This is a genomic window from Cognatiyoonia sp. IB215182 (assembly GCF_033963905.1).
GTDB lineage: Bacteria > Pseudomonadota > Alphaproteobacteria > Rhodobacterales > Rhodobacteraceae > Yoonia.
In genome coordinates, this window is the sequence record NZ_JAXBMB010000006.1 from 306,933 (window position 1) to 321,619 (window position 14,687).

Genomic DNA, 14,687 nt, shown 5'->3' on the forward strand with positions numbered 1-14,687 from the left:
CAAGAACAAACATTTGAGGGGATCGGTGCAAACCGGTCCCCTTTTTTATTCATAGTTTCGCCACCATCTGTGACTAGGGAAGAGGCGAAGTCGGTAAGTGGGTTTCGAGGAGGGAACGCAATGAGACATGAGGATATCACCGTGCAGGACACGATCGAGGCAGCGCGCTTTATTCTGCGTCCATGCCGCAAGTCCGATGCGGGTCTTATTGCGATGTATGCAGGCGATGATCGTGTCGCCCGTGGCACCCGTGCGATGCCGCATCCCCTGCCGCCCGGTGCCGTTGAGGCGATGATCGAACGCGCGAGCCAGCCTGACCGGACAGAGGATGTCTGGGTCATCGACGGCTCTGGTCACGGCCATGCCGAAGCCTTGGGGCTGATCAGCCTTGAGCGGATGGACCGCGCGCAATCGGAGATCTTCTATTGGATCGCGCCCGCCTTCTGGAACACCGGTTTCGCGACCGAGGCGGTGCGCACCCTGATCGCAGCCAACCCGCACAAGGCCGAACGCATCTTCGCCGAGGCGTTTCAGGACAACCCAAGCTCGGCCCGCGTGCTGACCAATTGCGGCTTCGATTATCTTGGTGATGCAGAGGCGTTTTCCGTCTCGCGCAATGCCACGGTGCCAACCTGGACCTATACGCTCAAAACGGGGTGATGACCGTCCCGACATTGCGGACGGAGCGGCTCCTTTTGCGCGGATTGGTGCAAGAGGATGCGCCTGTATTGGCCGCGGAGCTGAACAATTACGAGATCAGCAAATGGCTGACGGTCGTGCCGTACCCGTACACCCTTGCGGATGCGGAATGGTTTATCGGTGAGAATCTGGCAGGCCGCATGCTTGCTAGGACAATCTGGCGTGGCGAGGTCTTTGTCGGTGTTATGAGCATCGACAAGGAACTCGGCTACTGGCTGGCGCAGGACGCCTGGGGGCAGGGTTATGCGACCGAGGCGGCTGGTGCGGTGGTCGGTCACCAATTCGCGTCCACGGACGCAGAGGCAGTTGGTTCGAGCCACTTCGTTGAAAACGAGGCGTCGCGCAACGTCCTGACAAAGCTGGGTTTTGTTGATATCGGCCCGCATGTCCATTTCTCCAAAGCCCGCGATGCAGAGGTGCCGGGGCGCAGCATGGAACTCACCCGCGCCCGGTGGGAGGCAAGCCAAGATGCCTGATCTGACCCATCGCAACATCCGCACGGATGATTTTGAAGATCTGCACGCAATGGTGTCGCACTGGTCCGTCACCCGCCAACTCGGCGGCTGGCCCTGGCCCGCAGACCCGGATTTCACGCGCAGCCGTTGCAAACCCTACGAGGGAGACGGATTTATCTGGGCTGTCTGTCTGGATGATCGCCTGATCGGCTCAATTGGCGTCACAAACGGCGATCTCGGCTACATGCTCAACCCCGCCCATCACGGGCAGGGGATCATGCGCCATGCCGCTCGCACGGCTGTTGATCATGCGTTTCAAACGAGTGAGCGCGATCATCTGACCGGATCAACCTGGTACGACAACCCCACCTCCGCCCGGCTGCTTGAAAGACTTGGTTTCCTGCACTGGCAGACGGCTTACATCCGCAGCAAGGCGCGGGGCTTTCCCGTGTTGGTGCATCATCGGAGGTTGACCCGTGTCGATTGGGAGAAGCCTTGAGAGCGCGTTCTGTCAACGGTCTTGAGTGGTAAATTCAATGTCGCAGCGACCGCGCTAAAACTTGTTTTGGGACGTATTGGTTCAGCGGAGAGCAGCAAACGTTTCAAACTTAAGACCTCGTTGCCTGAATTTATAAGAACCGTTGTGGTGCGTGTCCCCGGATTCGAACCGGGACTTTTCGGATTTTAAGTCCGATGCCTCTACCAGTTGGGCTAAACACGCTGAGTTATGGTGTCAGACCCGGGACTCGAACCCGGAACAAATACGCCCTCAACGTACTGCGTCTACCGATTGCGCCAGTCTGACGAGTGTTTGGTGCGGGTGGTGGGATTCGAACCCACACTGTCCTGATCCTGAATCAGGCGCCTCCTGCCAGTTGGGCTACACCCGCATGGTGGTTTGGTGGGACAGGCTGGATTCGAACCAGCACAGCTTTTACACGAGAGATTTACAGTCTCCGACCTTCGCCAATAGGAGAGCCGTCCCACAAATTTTAGTGGGTTAGGCGATACTCCAATTGATAAGTCGCGATCTGTTTCATGACGGCGGCTTATATTCAGCAATCCTTTGATGTCAACAGCATTATGCAGGAACTGATATTTATCGGGTGTCCCGAACGTTTCTGCGCGGGTTCACCCGCGTCCGCTTGAGAACCTGACAACAATCGCGTATCGCACATCGCTGAACAGCCGCAGAAAGCCAGCCACATGAAATTCCTCGATCTTGCCAAGGTCTATATTCGGTCCGGTGCCGGTGGGTCGGGCTGTATCTCGTTCCGGCGCGAGAAATACATCGAATATGGCGGCCCGGATGGCGGTGATGGCGGCAAGGGCGGTGATGTGGTAGTGGAGGCCGTGGAAGGCCTGAACACGCTGATCGATTTCCGCTATCAGCAACACTTTTTCGCAGGCAACGGCCAGGCCGGCATGGGCAGCCAGCGGACCGGCAAGGACGGTGGCGACAAGGTGCTGCGCGTGCCTGTCGGCACCGAGATCATCGACGAGGATGAGGAAACCGTCATCGCCGACCTCACCGAAGTGGGCCAACGCATCATCATCGCCAAAGGCGGCAATGGCGGCTGGGGCAATCTGCGCTTCAAGACCGCGACCAACCAGGCCCCGCGCCGCGCCAATCCAGGGCAGGAGGCGATTGAGCGCACGATCTGGCTGCGCCTGAAGCTGATCGCAGATGTGGGCCTTCTCGGCATGCCCAACGCAGGCAAATCCACCTTCCTGGCGGCAACTTCGAACGCCCGGCCCAAAGTCGCCGACCACGCCTTCACGACGCTGATCCCCAACCTTGGTGTTGTCGGGATCGACGAGGTCGAATTCGTCGTTGCCGACATCCCCGGCCTCATCGCGGGCGCATCTGAGGGCAGGGGCCTTGGCGATACCTTCCTCGGCCATGTCGAACGCTGTGCGGTGTTGCTGCATTTGATCGATGGCACCTCCGGCGATCCGGCGGGCGATCTGACCACGATCATCGAAGAGCTTGAGGCCTATGGCGGTGCGCTCGCCGAAAAGCCGCGTATCACCGTCTTGAACAAGATCGACACACTCGACGACGAAGAACGCGCCTTTCTGACCGAGGAGATCGCCGCCGTTGCAGATGGCCCTGTCATGCAGATGTCCGGCGTCAGCCGCGAGGGTATTCCGGATGTGCTGCGCGCGCTACGCGAAAAGATCGACGAAGACCGCCTGCGCCATCGCAAGGAGGCCGCAGAAGAACAGGACGACGCGCCATGGCAGCCTTAAGCGACGCCAAGCGTCTTGTTGTCAAAATCGGCTCGGCCCTGCTGGTCGATGCCGAGACCGGCAAGCTGCGGCAGGACTGGCTGACCTCGCTTGCCAGCGATGTGGCGCGGATCAAGGCGCGGGGGACCGATGTCATTCTCGTCTCGTCTGGATCCATCGCGCTCGGGCGGGGAGTTTTGGGGCTGCCACTTACATCTCTGGCGCTGGAACAATCACAAGCCGCCGCCGCCGTCGGCCAAATCCAGCTCGCCCGTGCCTACGAAGAGGCGCTGGCGCCTCACGGCATCACCACCGGCCAAATCCTCGTCACGCTTGAGGATTCCGAGGATCGCCGCCGTTACCTCAACAGCCGCGCGACGATGGAGACGATGCTTGGGCTTGGTGTGACGCCCATCGTCAACGAAAACGACACGATTGCCACCGACGAAATCCGCTATGGCGACAATGACCGGCTTGCGGCGCAAGTTGCAGTGACGGTGGGGGCCGACCAACTCATCCTGCTGTCCGATGTTGACGGCCTCTACACCGCTAATCCAAAGATCAACAGCGCCGCAAAACACATTGATCACGTTGAGAAAATCACCGCCGAGATCGAGGCTATGGCGGGTGATGCGGGTTCAGGCCTCTCCAAAGGCGGCATGATCACAAAGATCATCGCAGGCCGCATCGCGACCGAGGCGGGATGTGCGATGGCAATCGCACTCGGCACCGCGCTCTACCCACTGGGCAAGCTCGAAAACGGGGCCAAAGCCACCTGGTTCGCTGCCCAGACTGACCCGCAGGCGGCGCGTAAGCGCTGGATCGCATCGATGAAACCGCGCGGCACCATTACGATTGATGCAGGCGCGAAAGATGCACTGGGGCGCGGCAAAAGCCTTTTGCCTGCCGGGGTTGCCCAGATCCACGGCAGTTTCGGGCGCGGCGATCTGGTGGCGATCATCGATACGGAAGGCGCGCAACTTGGCCAGGGCCTGATCCGCTATACCAGCGCGGAGGCGCGTCAAATCATGGGCCGCCGCACGGCTGACATTGTTGATATTCTGGGCTATGAAGGCCGCGCGGCACTGGTGCACCGCGACGACATGGTGCTGTAGGAGGACGCGATGAACGAGCAAAACACAATCGGCACGATGATGGCGAAAGTCGGCAGCGATGCGCGTGCGGCTGCCGCAGTCTTGGCCACCGTCAGCGCAGAGGCCAAAGCGCAGGCGCTGAACGCCGCCGCCGATGAAGTCTGGGCACAGCGCGCCACCATCATCGCCGCGAATAAAGAAGACCTCGCCTTTGGCGCGGAGAAGGGTCTATCGCCCGCGATGATGGACCGCCTGATGCTGGATGAGGGTCGCATTCAGGGTATCGTGGACGGCCTGCGTGCCGTTGCCGCCCAAACCGACCCTGTCGGGGAAGTCGCCGAGGAATGGACACAACCCAGCGGCCTGCACATTCGACGCGTACGCACGCCGATTGGCGTCATCGGCGTGATCTACGAAAGCCGCCCCAATGTGACGGCAGATGCCGGTGCACTCTGCCTCAAATCCGGGAACGCCGTGATCCTGCGCGGCGGTTCAGAAAGCTTTCATTCCAGCCAGGCCATCCATGCCTGCCTCGTCACCGGCCTGAAATCCGCTGGCCTACCTGAGACATCAATCCAACTGATCCCAACGCGGGACCGCGCTGCCGTGACAGCCATGTTGCAAGCGACTGACCATATCGACGTGATCGTCCCCCGTGGCGGCAAAGGCCTTGTGGGCCTTGTCCAACGCGAGGCCCGCGTCCCCGTCTTTGCCCATCTCGAAGGCATCTGCCACATCTATGTGGATGGCGACGCCGACCTCGAAAAGGCGAAGGCCGTTGTGCTGAACGCGAAAACCCGGCGCACGGGTATCTGTGGATCAGCCGAGACATTGCTCGTTGATCGCGCTTTTCACGCCCGCTACGGCGATGTGCTGAGCGAAGCATTGATCAGTGCGGGCGTCGAAGTGCGCAGCGATGGCAGCCTGAAGGGCTCAACACCCGCAAAGGCGGACGATTTCGGCAAGGAATTCCTCGACATGATCATCGCGGCCAAGGTCGTGGATGGCGTGGGTGAGGCGATTGCCCATATCAGGCACTTCGGCTCCAACCATACCGATGCGATCATCACCGAAAATGACGACATCGCCGATCAGTTCTTCCGTCAACTCGACAGTGCCATCCTGATGCGCAACGCCTCAACCCAATTCGCGGATGGGGGCGAGTTCGGCATGGGCGCCGAGATCGGCATTGCCACCGGCAAACTCCATGCACGCGGACCTGTTGGTGCGGTGCAATTGACCAGCTTCAAATACCTGGTCACTGGCGACGGGACGATCCGGCCCTAAAAAACGGCCACCAGCTTGTCAGTGTCCATGGTCAGGCGCAGTCTGCGGCCAGCCTCAGCCATGACGCCCGGGATAAGCGCGAATTGCACCTGCGCGGCGGTGTATTCGTAACCGACGACCGGGCGGCTCATCGTGTCCCACAAAGCGCCATCGACGCTCAGCCGCGGACCCTCGGCACTCAGCCGCCACTGATCCCCTTCCTGCACCACATGGATGTCGCCGCCCATGGGCAGGGCTGCTTCAAAGCATTGCATCAAAAGCAGCGCACAACGCACCAAGCGCCGCGACTGTTCCCCTTCGACATTCCAGAAATAGGTAAAACGTCCGCCGCGCGCCGTGGCGGCAAGGATCGACACGATTTCGGCGCGGCTGATCATCTGATCGTCGCTGGTCGCCCCATAAGCGATACGAAAGTACCGGATCCGCGCATTGGCGTTCTGCACGCTTTCATTGATCAGTTGCATTTCAGGGCCGGTATCACCGTCCGTCAGCGACAAAAGCTCGACACCATTGCCGATCGCGCCGATAGGGCTGATAAGGTCATGACAAATACGCGAACCCACAAGGGCGGCCAGATCGGGGCTCATGAAAGAGGCTCCTTTTGTGAAGGAAAAGACATGTCGGACATCAACGCGATCCTCGAACCGGGCATGCTTGTGCGGCATCCGGAACATGCCGATTGGGGCGTCGGGCAAGTCCAGTCGAACATCGGCGGGAAAATCACCGTGAACTTTCGTGAAGAGGGTAAAGTCGTCATAGATGGATCACGCATCCTGCTTGTCTTGGTATATGAAGAATAAACACAACCCAAAGTAGTTCGACACCAAAAAATGAGAATTTGGACAGAACAGAGCTTGTGATGCAACGGTTAGCAATTGGTTAATGCCGCCGAGGAAAAGTAAACACTTGCACAAATGCAAATGACCCCGACAAAAACACCAACCGCCTTACAGGTTGATCTTGCAAAGACAGAGGATGATCTGCGGCAAATCCAGCGTCTGCGATACGATGTCTTCGTTGCTGAACTGGGTGGGACGGGCCCGCATGTGGATCATGCGGACCGGCTGGAGCGTGATCGCTTTGACGATCACGCCGAACACCTGATGCTGCGCGATCTGGCGCGGCCTCCGGGGCAGGATGTGGTGGGGGTATACCGGCTACTCACCCAATCGGGGGCGGAGGCTGCGGGACAATTCTATTGCGAGGACGAATACAATCTCAGCGTGCTCAAATCAGGCGGCAAGCGTCTGCTGGAGCTCGGTCGATCATGCTTGCATTGCGATTATCGGGGCGGCCCGGGCCTCATGCTTCTTTGGGGGGCGCTGTCGGATTATGTCAGTGCACATCAGATCGAAATTCTGTTCGGCGTTGCCTCTTTCCACGGGACAGATATGAACAGCAAGGCTGAGCAACTGAGCCTTCTACATCACCATTATCGCGCGCCGCAGCATTTGCGCGCGCAGGCGATTGGACCGACCGCAAGCAAGATGGACCTGATCCCCCCCGATGCGATTGATCGAGTGAGGGCAATGCGTGATATGCCGGCACTGATCAAGGCCTATCTACGACTGGGTGGCATGGTCGGTGAAGGCGCTTTTGTTGATCACGCGTTCAACACGATTGATGTCTGCCTGATCCTGCCCATCCACGCTGTGAGTGCGCGCCAACGCGAGCGTCTGGCGAGGGGAAAGCCGCGTCGTGGCTGAGACATGGTATGGTGGCGACGCCCCGGATCCGACGCCCTTGGGCCTCATGGATTGGTGTCGGGTCGTTGCGCGTGCTGTTCCGCTTGGCGTGTTGGTTTTTGGTGGCCTTATCATTCTGTTGGCTGTCCGTCTTTTTGAGCGGCCGCTTTGCGGCGTAAGACGCCCAGTGACACCGCATATCACCCAAGTCGTCTGTCGTTTAGCGTTCATCGTCTTGGGCATCCGGTACAGCGTGACTGGAAGACCGATGCAAGGGCCCGGTGCAGTGGTGGCCAACCACGCGTCCTGGCTCGACATTTTCGCGCTCAACGCCCGCAAACGGGTCTATTTCGTCTCCAAGTCCGAGGTCGCGGGCTGGCCCGGCATCGGCTGGCTCGCCCGCGCGACCGGCACCGTCTTCATCCGCCGCGACCGGCGCGAGGCCGCAACCCAGATCAGCATCTTTCGCGAGAGGCTCGCAGCAGGTCACAAGCTGCTTTTCTTCCCCGAAGGCACCTCCACCGATGGTCAGCAGGTGCTGCCCTTCAAGCCAACGCTCTTTGCCGCATTCTTTGACGACGCATTGCGCGACACGCTCCAGATCCAGCCTGTCACCGTCAACTACACAGCCCCGCCCGGCGCGGACCCCCGGTTTTACGGCTGGTGGGGCGACATGGATTTCGGCCCACACCTCCTCAGCACCCTCGCCGCTCCGCGCCAGGGCAAGGTCAGCGTGACCTACCACGCACCCGTGAAGGTTAGCGATTTCGAAGATCGCAAAACGCTCGCCAAAGCAACAGAAGAGGCGGTGCGGGATGGGCTGGCAAGCGCACCGGTCTAACGCCGCTTCGGCGTGTTCTTTGGGTGTCGCCCACGTGCATGAAAGTCAGCGTTGTCGACGCAAAAACTATCAAAAGCTCCGCTAACGCTTTCGGGCTTTTCCCGCGCGTTCAACGCAGGGGCTCTGCCGCCAAGCGCCGGAAACATGCCGTCCTCTTTTTGCGTCAAAACGAGCCCAATCAACCGCTTACCGGACACGAGGTAATCGCGACTATGCCGCTCGATAAGGTCAAGAACATGCCAGCCCTGGCCGTTCAACCCGGCGTCCACTGCGTCATAGTCCGGCAGCCCAATCACACACCTGTCCGTCCGCGAAAACGGCTGCAAAGCAAGCGCGTCGTTGAGCGCATCCATGTTGCCCGTCCAGGGCGTGTAGCCAAAGCTTTCCTCCAATCGCAGATCGTCGCTGACACGCGCGCAAAATTGCGTCCAGTCCCGAAAATGCCAATTCAGCAACTCGTATCCAAGTATTGCCAGATCTTCTATCGCGCGCTGGTAAACATCCTCTTTATGAAAAAGCGTGATCGCGCCGTGCCGCAGCAAGTCGGTGTCAGCCGACATGTCTAGCCACCCATCGCGGCATGCATCTCAAGCAATGTCGCAGCCGCATCATCAGCGCCCCAAATCTCCTGCCCGATCCCAAAGAAATCCGTATGCGGGGCGAGCGTGCGGATTAGAACTTGATCAAGCGCACCTTCGGCGACCACGGGCACTTCGATCATCATCGACCACCATTCAAAAAGCTCAAGTTCCGCCTGCCGCCCGTCACCCAGCGCAGTGACGCCAACCGGGCCAAAGCTCACATAATCAGCGCCCAATTCCCCAGCCGTCATCCCGTCATGGCGCGAATTGCCGCAATAGCTGCCCACAATTGCGTCCTCACCCAGATCCTTCCGAACCTGCCGGACAGAGCGCGCGCCGTCCGGCAGATGCACCCCGTCAAGGCCCAGCCGCTCGACCATCAGGATATGACTGTCGATCACGAGCGGGACGTCCCGCGCGTGGGTCACCTCGCGCAGCGCGTCAGCGGCTTTGACAATGCGTGCGTCATCCTTGGTTCCCAGTGCCAGCCGCACGCATGCCACCGGGACCTGATCAAGGCAGGCGGCCAGCTGCGCCGGAAACCGCGACAGATCAAATTCCGAAGGGGTGATCAGGTAAATCTGCGGCGTGTCCTGGTCGTCCGACATGAGCGTGTCTTTCGTATTTCTTCTTTGGTGAAAGGGTTCTAGCGGGGATCACACGGCTTGGCCATGGGGTGCTTGCCTCTGCGCGGGGTGCGGCGTATCAGGCCGCGACCGTCAGATGAGAATGCCGATGCCCAGCCCCGACCCGCAACCCGCCTTTGTCCTGATCCGCCCGCAAATGGGCGAAAACATCGGTGCTGCCGCGCGGGGCATGTGGAATTTCGGGCTCGACCGGATGCGCATCATCGCGCCGCGCGACGGATGGCCCAACCAAAAGGCGGTCGCGATGGCCAGCGGGGCAGGGCGGCTCCTCGACGAGGCGCAGATCTTTGATGACACACCTGCAGCCATCGCCGATTGCGATTACGTCTATGCGACAACAGCACGCCCCCGCGGGCTGACCAAACCGGTGCTGACGCCAGAGGCCGCCATGGACGAGGCGCGCGCGATGATCGCCGAAGGTCGCAAAGTCGCAGTCATGTTCGGGCCGGAACGGTCCGGCATGGAAAACGACGACATCGCGCGGGCCAATGCGATCATCTCGGTGCCGGTGAACCTGGATTTCCCGTCGCTGAACCTCGCCCAATGTGTCCTGCTGACCGGTTATGAATGGCGCCGTGCGTCGGTGCCTGCCCGGCCAGCCCATGTGGATGCGGCGGGCGATTGGGCCGAACAGATCGAGATTGAAAAGCTCAGCCAGCATTACGAAGAGACGCTCGACCAGGCAGGCTTTTTCTTCCCCGACCACAAAGCGGCCAATATGAAGACCAACCTGCGCAACCTTTGGTCCCGCATGCCGCTGACCCGCGCGGATGTGCAGGTGCTGCACGGGATCATGCGGCAGATGGTGCGCTGGAAGGATTGCGGCTAGCGCGCGTTCCGCGTCACCCTGACGCTTGCAGGTGACGCCCGGCGCGCATAGGTTCCGCGCGACAAAGATGAAGGTTCGTAATGGCCAACAAACGCAGCATTTTCGAAGAGGTTGGCGACACCCCCAAACAAACCGCCGCACCGGGTGCGATCGACGCGAAATCAGGCGGAGCGCGGCAGGGCATCAGGCTCTGGCTCATGGCGCTTTTTGGTCTGGTGGTCGTGATGATCGTCGTGGGCGGCCTGACGCGCCTGACCGATAGCGGATTGTCGATCACCGAGTGGAAACCCGTCACCGGCGCGCTGCCCCCGATGTCAGCAGCGGAATGGGATGCCGAGTTTGAAAAATACCGCGCCATCCCCGAATATCAGTTGCAAAACAAAGGGATGACGATGGCCGAGTTCAAGGTCATCTACTGGTGGGAGTGGGGTCACCGGCAGCTTGGGCGCTTTATCGGCCTCGTCTGGGCGCTGGGTTTCGTGGGCTTTCTGGTGGCGCGCAAAATCCCCACCGGCTGGACGCCCAAGCTGCTTTTGCTCGGTGCTCTTGGTGGGTTGCAAGGCTTCATCGGCTGGTGGATGGTCGCCTCTGGTCTTGAGGAGGGGATGCTCGATGTCGCCTCCTACCGGCTGGCGACCCATCTGGGTGTCGCCTTTGTGATATTTGGCTTCATTGCCTGGTATATCTACCAACTCGGACGCAGCCAAGGCGACCTCTTGCAAGCGCGCCGCAACGGCGATGTCCGGCTTGCGCGCCTCGGTTCTATCCTGATCGTTCTCACCTTCCTGCAAATCTTGCTCGGCGCGCTGGTCGCCGGGATTGACGCCGGCCGCGCATACCCCGATTGGCCGCTAATGGCGGGTAGCTTCTTCCCACCGCAACCCTTTGATTTGCAGCCGATTTGGCGAAACTTCTTTGAGGATGACGGCCTCGTACAATTCATGCACCGCATGGCCGGATACCTCTTGTTCCTCGTCGCCATCGGCGTCTGGCTGCGCGCCCGGAAGTCGGCGAATGGACAGACCCGCTTTGCCTTTAATGCCATGATGGCGATGATGTTTTTGCAGATGATCATCGGGATCGTCACGGTCATCTATTCCGCCCCCTGGCAGATCGCGATTGTCCATCAACTGGGTGCGGTGATCCTGTGGGCGCTCGTACTGCGCGCCCGTTTCCTCGCGCAATATCCCATCCCGCAATCCATCCGAGGCACGTAAATGACCGCATATCAAGAGCTTATGGCGTTCCAGCGCGAGACAGAGGCACTGGGTCAAATCGCAGGCCGCCTCGGCTGGGATCAAGAAACGATGATGCCGGAAGGCGCAACACCCCAACGGGCCGAGGAACATGCGGCGATGGCGCATGTGCTGCATGCCCGCCGCATTGATCCGCAAGTAGGTGAGTGGCTCGCCAAGGCCGAGCCTGAGGATGACATTGCGCGCGCTAACCTACGGGAAATCAAGCGAGATTTTGAACGCACCTCGAAGGTGCCCGCGCGGTTGGCGGCGGAACTGGCCAAAACAACCTCGCTCGCCCATCGGGTCTGGGCGCAGGCGCGCGCAGATGAGGATGTGGCGGCGTTTCTGCCGATGCTGCAAAAGGTGCTCGACCTGCGCAAGGAAGAGGCGGCAGCGATTGCCGGGGATACTGACCCATACGATGCGCTGCTTGAGAATTACGAGCCCGGCGCAACCGGGGCCAGTCTTGCGGCGATGTTCGACGCTCTGCGGCCACGACTTGTGACTTTGCGCGCCGCGATCCTGGAAAAACCTGCGCCCGCGTCGCTGTCGGGGACATTTGACGAGGCGGGGCAGCTTGCGATTTCCGAGAAGCTCGCGCTCGCCTTCGGCTACAGCCTGACGAATGGGCGGATCGACAAGGCTGTGCATCCTTTCTCGTCAGGTTCCGGTCTGGATGTGCGGATCACAACGCGGACTGCAGCCGAGGACCCATTCAACTGCTTCTATTCGACCGTGCATGAGGTTGGCCATGCCGCCTATGAGCAGGGGATCGATGACACTCATCTTCTGACCCCGCTGGGACGGGGCGTGTCGATGGGCGTGCATGAAAGCCAGAGCCGGATTTACGAGAACCAGTTGGCGCGCAGCCGCGCGTTCACAGGCTGGCTCTACGGTCAGATGTGCGACACATTCGGGGATTTCGGGATCGCGGATGAAGACGCGTTTTATGCGACCGTGAACCGTGTGCATGACGGCTTTATCCGGACCGAGGCCGATGAGGTGCAGTATAACCTGCATGTGCTGCTGCGCTTCGATCTAGAGCGTGCGCTGATGGCGGGTGATCTGCAGGTAGGCGATCTTGAGGCCGCGTGGAATGACCGGTTCAAGGCCGATTTCGGCTATGCGGTCGACAAACCCTCAAACGGCGTCCTGCAGGATGTGCATTGGTCTGAGGGGCTTTTTGGCTATTTCCCGACCTACACGCTTGGCAATGTCTATGCGGGTTGTCTGCATGACGCTTTGCGTAAAGCGCTGCCTGATCTGGATGCGGACTTTGCCAAGGGTGACACGTCAGCGGCGACCGGATGGCTGCGCGAGAATCTGCAGCAATATGGCGGGCTGCGGATGCCGGTGGAGACGATCATCCATGCGACAGGTGCAGAACCGAGTGAGGGGCCGTTGCTCGATTATCTCGACACCAAGTTTGGCGAGATTTACGGGCTATGACACAAAGGTGCGGCTGCGCCGCACGACATTTTTAGTGCCTCCGGCGGAGGTATTTGAAAACATGAGAAGTTACCAGTCGGGGTCGCGCTTTTCGAGGAACGCGTTGATCCCTTCATTGGTGTTGGCGTCCAGCATGTTCTGCACCATCACGTTGCCCGTATAGGCGTAAGCTTCCTTTGTGGTCATCTGAGCCTGCTCATAGAAGGCCTGTTTGCCGATTTTCACGGCACTGGGCAGCTTGCCCGCAATCGCCTGCGCCAATTCCGTCGTCTCACGCGCCAGGGCGTCAGCATGAACGGCGCGGTTGATCAGGCCAAGCTCTTGCGCCTCGCGGGCATTGATGAAACGGCCCGTTGTTAGCATCTCGAACGCCGCTTTGCGGTGAGTGTTGCGGGTAAGCGCCACCATGGGGGTGGAGCAGAACAGCCCGATATTCACCCCATTCACGCCAAAGCGCGTATCATCGGAGGCCACGGCCAGATCGCAAGTCGCGACCAGCTGGCAGCCAGCAGCGGTTGCAATTCCGTGGACCTGCGCGATTACCGGCTGCGGCATCTTCTGGATCGTTTGCATCATCACGGCACAGCGGTCGAAGAGATCCTTGAAATAGGCCGCACCCCCATCTTCGGCCTGTCGTCCGTTTTGCATCTCTTTCAGATCATGCCCGGCGCAGAAGGACTTGCCCGCGCCTTTCAGAATAACGACGCGCACCGTCGGATCGTCCGCAATCGCGTCAAATGTGGTTTGTAACGCTGCCAGCATCGCGTCCGACAGCGCGTTCAGCCGATCAGGGGCGTTCAGTGTCAGGGTTGCGATCGACGCTGCGTCATTGCGGGCAAGGATTGTCATGGGCGCTCTTCTCTGCTGATTTGACGCGAGGTTAAGGGGGAGCGGCTTACAATGGAACCAAAGATGGACATCCCCGCTTTGCAGGCCTTCGTCTCAAACGAATTTCCGCAACTGGGCGATGATTTTATCATCGAAGAGTTGACCGAGGAGGGTGTGCGGGTGCGGCTTCAGGTGGCGCAGCGGCACTTGCGCCCCGGTGGCACCGTGTCGGGACCGTCCATGTTCGCGCTGGCGGATGTAGGAATGTATCTGGCCATTCTTGCGCGGATTGGCCCGGTCGCGCTGGCTGTGACCACAAATTGCTCTATCGATTTCATGCGCAAACCTGCGGCGAGTGCTGACATGATCTGCGAGACGCGTCTTCTGAAATTGGGCCGGGTTTTGGCCGTCGGGGATGCGATGCTTTACAGCGAAGGCGTGGTCCAGCCCGTTGCTCGGGCGTCGCTGACCTATTCGATCCCACCGAAATGAAAAAAGGGCCGGAATGCTCCGGCCCAGTCAGGAAGAAGGCAGGAGGGGATTAATCCTGCCAGAACGGTTTGGACGCCTCTGCTTGGGCAGTGGCGTGATCCAGACCGATATCGCGGAGCAGATGCGGGCCGAGCCGTTTGAGCGCGCGGCGGCTTTTGCGGCGCATGTCCCACTTCACAACCACCACCGCCAGACGCACTGCAAGACCGGCGACGACGGGAAGTGTCGCCTGGGCGTTCAGAACCTGGATTTGCGCGGGGTGGAGCGCGTGTGACATCGGACTACTCCTCAAATTGTATTGACACAATGTAGCGGTATGCTACGGTATAT

18 protein-coding genes and 4 tRNA genes are annotated in these 14,687 nt (G+C 60.0%); 13 read left to right on the top strand and 9 right to left on the bottom strand.

The genetic code is table 11. From position 1 onward, the window contains the following. The first annotated feature begins 120 nt into the window (after window positions 1–120). From SLH47_RS14430 to SLH47_RS14440, 3 genes are read left to right on the top strand one after another with little or no spacing between them, the layout of a single operon-like run. A complete protein-coding gene (locus SLH47_RS14430; RefSeq protein ID WP_320240253.1) occupies window positions 121–660 on the top strand; it encodes a GNAT family N-acetyltransferase in 540 nt (179 codons plus the stop codon). Then, window positions 660–1,175, top strand: a complete 516-nt coding sequence (locus SLH47_RS14435; RefSeq protein WP_320240254.1) for a GNAT family N-acetyltransferase — start codon at window positions 660–662, stop codon at window positions 1,173–1,175. The genes SLH47_RS14430 and SLH47_RS14435 overlap by 1 nt, the downstream gene beginning before the upstream one ends. Then, complete coding sequence (locus SLH47_RS14440; RefSeq protein WP_320240255.1) at window positions 1,168–1,653, top strand: GNAT family N-acetyltransferase; 486 nt, start codon at window positions 1,168–1,170, stop codon at window positions 1,651–1,653. Before SLH47_RS14435 ends, SLH47_RS14440 begins: the two co-directional genes overlap by 8 nt. A gap of 145 nt (window positions 1,654–1,798) precedes the next feature. Here the strand turns inward: SLH47_RS14440 and SLH47_RS14445 are convergent. The 4 genes from SLH47_RS14445 to SLH47_RS14460 form a co-directional block, all read right to left on the bottom strand. After that, window positions 1,799–1,875 (bottom strand) — tRNA-Leu (locus tag SLH47_RS14445). Between the two features lie 7 nt (window positions 1,876–1,882). Then, window positions 1,883–1,959: transfer RNA gene (locus SLH47_RS14450), tRNA-Leu, on the bottom strand. Window positions 1,960–1,966: 7 nt separating this feature from the next. Continuing rightward, a tRNA-Leu gene (locus SLH47_RS14455) sits at window positions 1,967–2,044 on the bottom strand. A 9-nt stretch (window positions 2,045–2,053) separates the two neighbouring features. Next, a tRNA-Tyr gene (locus SLH47_RS14460) sits at window positions 2,054–2,139 on the bottom strand. A gap of 221 nt (window positions 2,140–2,360) precedes the next feature. Here SLH47_RS14460 and obgE point away from each other — a divergent pair. The 3 genes from obgE to SLH47_RS14475 are packed head-to-tail and all read left to right on the top strand — an operon-like array spanning window position 2,361 to window position 5,767. After that, window positions 2,361–3,407, top strand: a complete 1,047-nt coding sequence (gene obgE / locus SLH47_RS14465) for a GTPase ObgE (protein ID WP_320240256.1) — start codon at window positions 2,361–2,363, stop codon at window positions 3,405–3,407. Continuing rightward, window positions 3,395–4,501: a glutamate 5-kinase gene (gene proB, locus SLH47_RS14470; RefSeq protein ID WP_320240257.1), complete on the top strand. Its 1,107-nt coding sequence runs from the start codon at window positions 3,395–3,397 to the stop codon at window positions 4,499–4,501. Before obgE ends, proB begins: the two co-directional genes overlap by 13 nt. 9 nt (window positions 4,502–4,510) lie before the next feature. Further along, window positions 4,511–5,767: a glutamate-5-semialdehyde dehydrogenase gene (locus SLH47_RS14475; RefSeq protein WP_320240258.1), complete on the top strand. Its 1,257-nt coding sequence runs from the start codon at window positions 4,511–4,513 to the stop codon at window positions 5,765–5,767. Here SLH47_RS14475 and SLH47_RS14480 read toward each other — a convergent pair. Then, the gene (locus SLH47_RS14480; protein ID WP_320240259.1) at window positions 5,764–6,354 is read right to left on the bottom strand and encodes a histidine phosphotransferase family protein; all 591 of its coding nucleotides are present in this window, start codon (window positions 6,352–6,354) and stop codon (window positions 5,764–5,766) included. The genes SLH47_RS14475 and SLH47_RS14480 overlap by 4 nt on opposite strands. Window positions 6,355–6,384: 30 nt before the next feature. Here SLH47_RS14480 and SLH47_RS14485 point away from each other — a divergent pair, with 30 nt between their 5' ends. The 3 genes from SLH47_RS14485 (at window position 6,385) to SLH47_RS14495 (ending at window position 8,293) form a co-directional block, all read left to right on the top strand. Further along, on the top strand, window positions 6,385–6,567 hold the full coding sequence (locus tag SLH47_RS14485) for a DUF3553 domain-containing protein (protein ID WP_320240260.1): 183 nt from the start codon (window positions 6,385–6,387) through the stop codon (window positions 6,565–6,567). Window positions 6,568–6,687: 120 nt separating this feature from the next. After that, entirely contained in the window at window positions 6,688–7,473 is a 786-nt protein-coding gene (locus SLH47_RS14490; protein ID WP_320240261.1) for a GNAT family N-acetyltransferase, read from the top strand. After that, window positions 7,466–8,293 (top strand): lysophospholipid acyltransferase family protein, encoded by an 828-nt coding sequence (locus SLH47_RS14495; RefSeq protein ID WP_320240262.1) that lies wholly within the window; start codon window positions 7,466–7,468, stop codon window positions 8,291–8,293. The genes SLH47_RS14490 and SLH47_RS14495 overlap by 8 nt, the downstream gene beginning before the upstream one ends. Here the strand turns inward: SLH47_RS14495 and SLH47_RS14500 are convergent. Together SLH47_RS14500 and SLH47_RS14505 are read right to left on the bottom strand one after the other, a co-directional pair. Next, window positions 8,290–8,853 carry a hypothetical protein gene (locus SLH47_RS14500; protein WP_320240263.1) on the bottom strand — a complete coding sequence of 188 codons (564 nt, stop codon included), beginning with the start codon at window positions 8,851–8,853 and terminating at the stop codon, window positions 8,290–8,292. The genes SLH47_RS14495 and SLH47_RS14500 overlap by 4 nt on opposite strands. 2 nt (window positions 8,854–8,855) lie before the next feature. Beyond that, window positions 8,856–9,482 (bottom strand): thiamine phosphate synthase, encoded by a 627-nt coding sequence (locus tag SLH47_RS14505; protein ID WP_320240264.1) that lies wholly within the window; start codon window positions 9,480–9,482, stop codon window positions 8,856–8,858. Between the two features lie 127 nt (window positions 9,483–9,609). Here SLH47_RS14505 and SLH47_RS14510 point away from each other — a divergent pair, with 127 nt between their 5' ends. From SLH47_RS14510 to SLH47_RS14520, 3 genes are all read left to right on the top strand, one after another. Further along, on the top strand, window positions 9,610–10,350 hold the full coding sequence (locus tag SLH47_RS14510; protein WP_320240265.1) for an RNA methyltransferase: 741 nt from the start codon (window positions 9,610–9,612) through the stop codon (window positions 10,348–10,350). A gap of 80 nt (window positions 10,351–10,430) precedes the next feature. Next, window positions 10,431–11,567 carry a heme A synthase gene (gene ctaA / locus SLH47_RS14515; RefSeq protein ID WP_320240266.1) on the top strand — a complete coding sequence of 379 codons (1,137 nt, stop codon included), beginning with the start codon at window positions 10,431–10,433 and terminating at the stop codon, window positions 11,565–11,567. Next, complete coding sequence (locus tag SLH47_RS14520; RefSeq protein ID WP_320240267.1) at window positions 11,568–13,037, top strand: carboxypeptidase M32; 1,470 nt, start codon at window positions 11,568–11,570, stop codon at window positions 13,035–13,037. Window positions 13,038–13,106: 69 nt separating this feature from the next. On the opposite strand, the gene SLH47_RS14525 is transcribed toward SLH47_RS14520, so the two are convergent. Then, complete coding sequence (locus SLH47_RS14525) at window positions 13,107–13,970, bottom strand: enoyl-CoA hydratase (protein WP_320240379.1); 864 nt, start codon at window positions 13,968–13,970, stop codon at window positions 13,107–13,109. Between SLH47_RS14525 and SLH47_RS14530 the strand changes: the two genes are divergently transcribed. After that, window positions 13,938–14,357 (top strand): PaaI family thioesterase, encoded by a 420-nt coding sequence (locus SLH47_RS14530; protein ID WP_320240268.1) that lies wholly within the window; start codon window positions 13,938–13,940, stop codon window positions 14,355–14,357. The two genes, SLH47_RS14525 and SLH47_RS14530, sit on opposite strands and share 33 nt — an antisense overlap. 49 nt (window positions 14,358–14,406) lie before the next feature. On the opposite strand, the gene SLH47_RS14535 is transcribed toward SLH47_RS14530, so the two are convergent. Continuing rightward, window positions 14,407–14,634, bottom strand: coding sequence for a DUF1127 domain-containing protein (locus SLH47_RS14535; RefSeq protein ID WP_320240269.1), 228 nt, complete (start codon window positions 14,632–14,634; stop codon window positions 14,407–14,409). Window positions 14,635–14,687: the final 53 nt, after the last annotated feature.

Excerpts from the sequence above, each read along its gene's own strand:
- SLH47_RS14430 (WP_320240253.1), top strand. The coding sequence starts at position 121 with ATGAGACATGAGGATATCACCGTGCAGGACACGATCGAGGCAGCGCGC.
- SLH47_RS14435 (WP_320240254.1), top strand. The coding sequence starts at position 660 with ATGACCGTCCCGACATTGCGGACGGAGCGGCTCCTTTTGCGCGGATTG.
- SLH47_RS14440 (WP_320240255.1), top strand. The coding sequence starts at position 1,168 with ATGCCTGATCTGACCCATCGCAACATCCGCACGGATGATTTTGAAGAT.
- obgE (WP_320240256.1), top strand. The coding sequence starts at position 2,361 with ATGAAATTCCTCGATCTTGCCAAGGTCTATATTCGGTCCGGTGCCGGT.
- proB (WP_320240257.1), top strand. The coding sequence starts at position 3,395 with ATGGCAGCCTTAAGCGACGCCAAGCGTCTTGTTGTCAAAATCGGCTCG.
- SLH47_RS14475 (WP_320240258.1), top strand. The coding sequence starts at position 4,511 with ATGAACGAGCAAAACACAATCGGCACGATGATGGCGAAAGTCGGCAGC.
- SLH47_RS14480 (WP_320240259.1), bottom strand. The coding sequence starts at position 6,354 with ATGAGCCCCGATCTGGCCGCCCTTGTGGGTTCGCGTATTTGTCATGAC.
- SLH47_RS14485 (WP_320240260.1), top strand. The coding sequence starts at position 6,385 with ATGTCGGACATCAACGCGATCCTCGAACCGGGCATGCTTGTGCGGCAT.
- SLH47_RS14490 (WP_320240261.1), top strand. The coding sequence starts at position 6,688 with ATGACCCCGACAAAAACACCAACCGCCTTACAGGTTGATCTTGCAAAG.
- SLH47_RS14500 (WP_320240263.1), bottom strand. The coding sequence starts at position 8,853 with ATGTCGGCTGACACCGACTTGCTGCGGCACGGCGCGATCACGCTTTTT.
- SLH47_RS14505 (WP_320240264.1), bottom strand. The coding sequence starts at position 9,482 with ATGTCGGACGACCAGGACACGCCGCAGATTTACCTGATCACCCCTTCG.
- SLH47_RS14510 (WP_320240265.1), top strand. The coding sequence starts at position 9,610 with ATGCCCAGCCCCGACCCGCAACCCGCCTTTGTCCTGATCCGCCCGCAA.
- ctaA (WP_320240266.1), top strand. The coding sequence starts at position 10,431 with ATGGCCAACAAACGCAGCATTTTCGAAGAGGTTGGCGACACCCCCAAA.
- SLH47_RS14520 (WP_320240267.1), top strand. The coding sequence starts at position 11,568 with ATGACCGCATATCAAGAGCTTATGGCGTTCCAGCGCGAGACAGAGGCA.
- SLH47_RS14530 (WP_320240268.1), top strand. The coding sequence starts at position 13,938 with ATGGAACCAAAGATGGACATCCCCGCTTTGCAGGCCTTCGTCTCAAAC.
- SLH47_RS14535 (WP_320240269.1), bottom strand. The coding sequence starts at position 14,634 with ATGTCACACGCGCTCCACCCCGCGCAAATCCAGGTTCTGAACGCCCAG.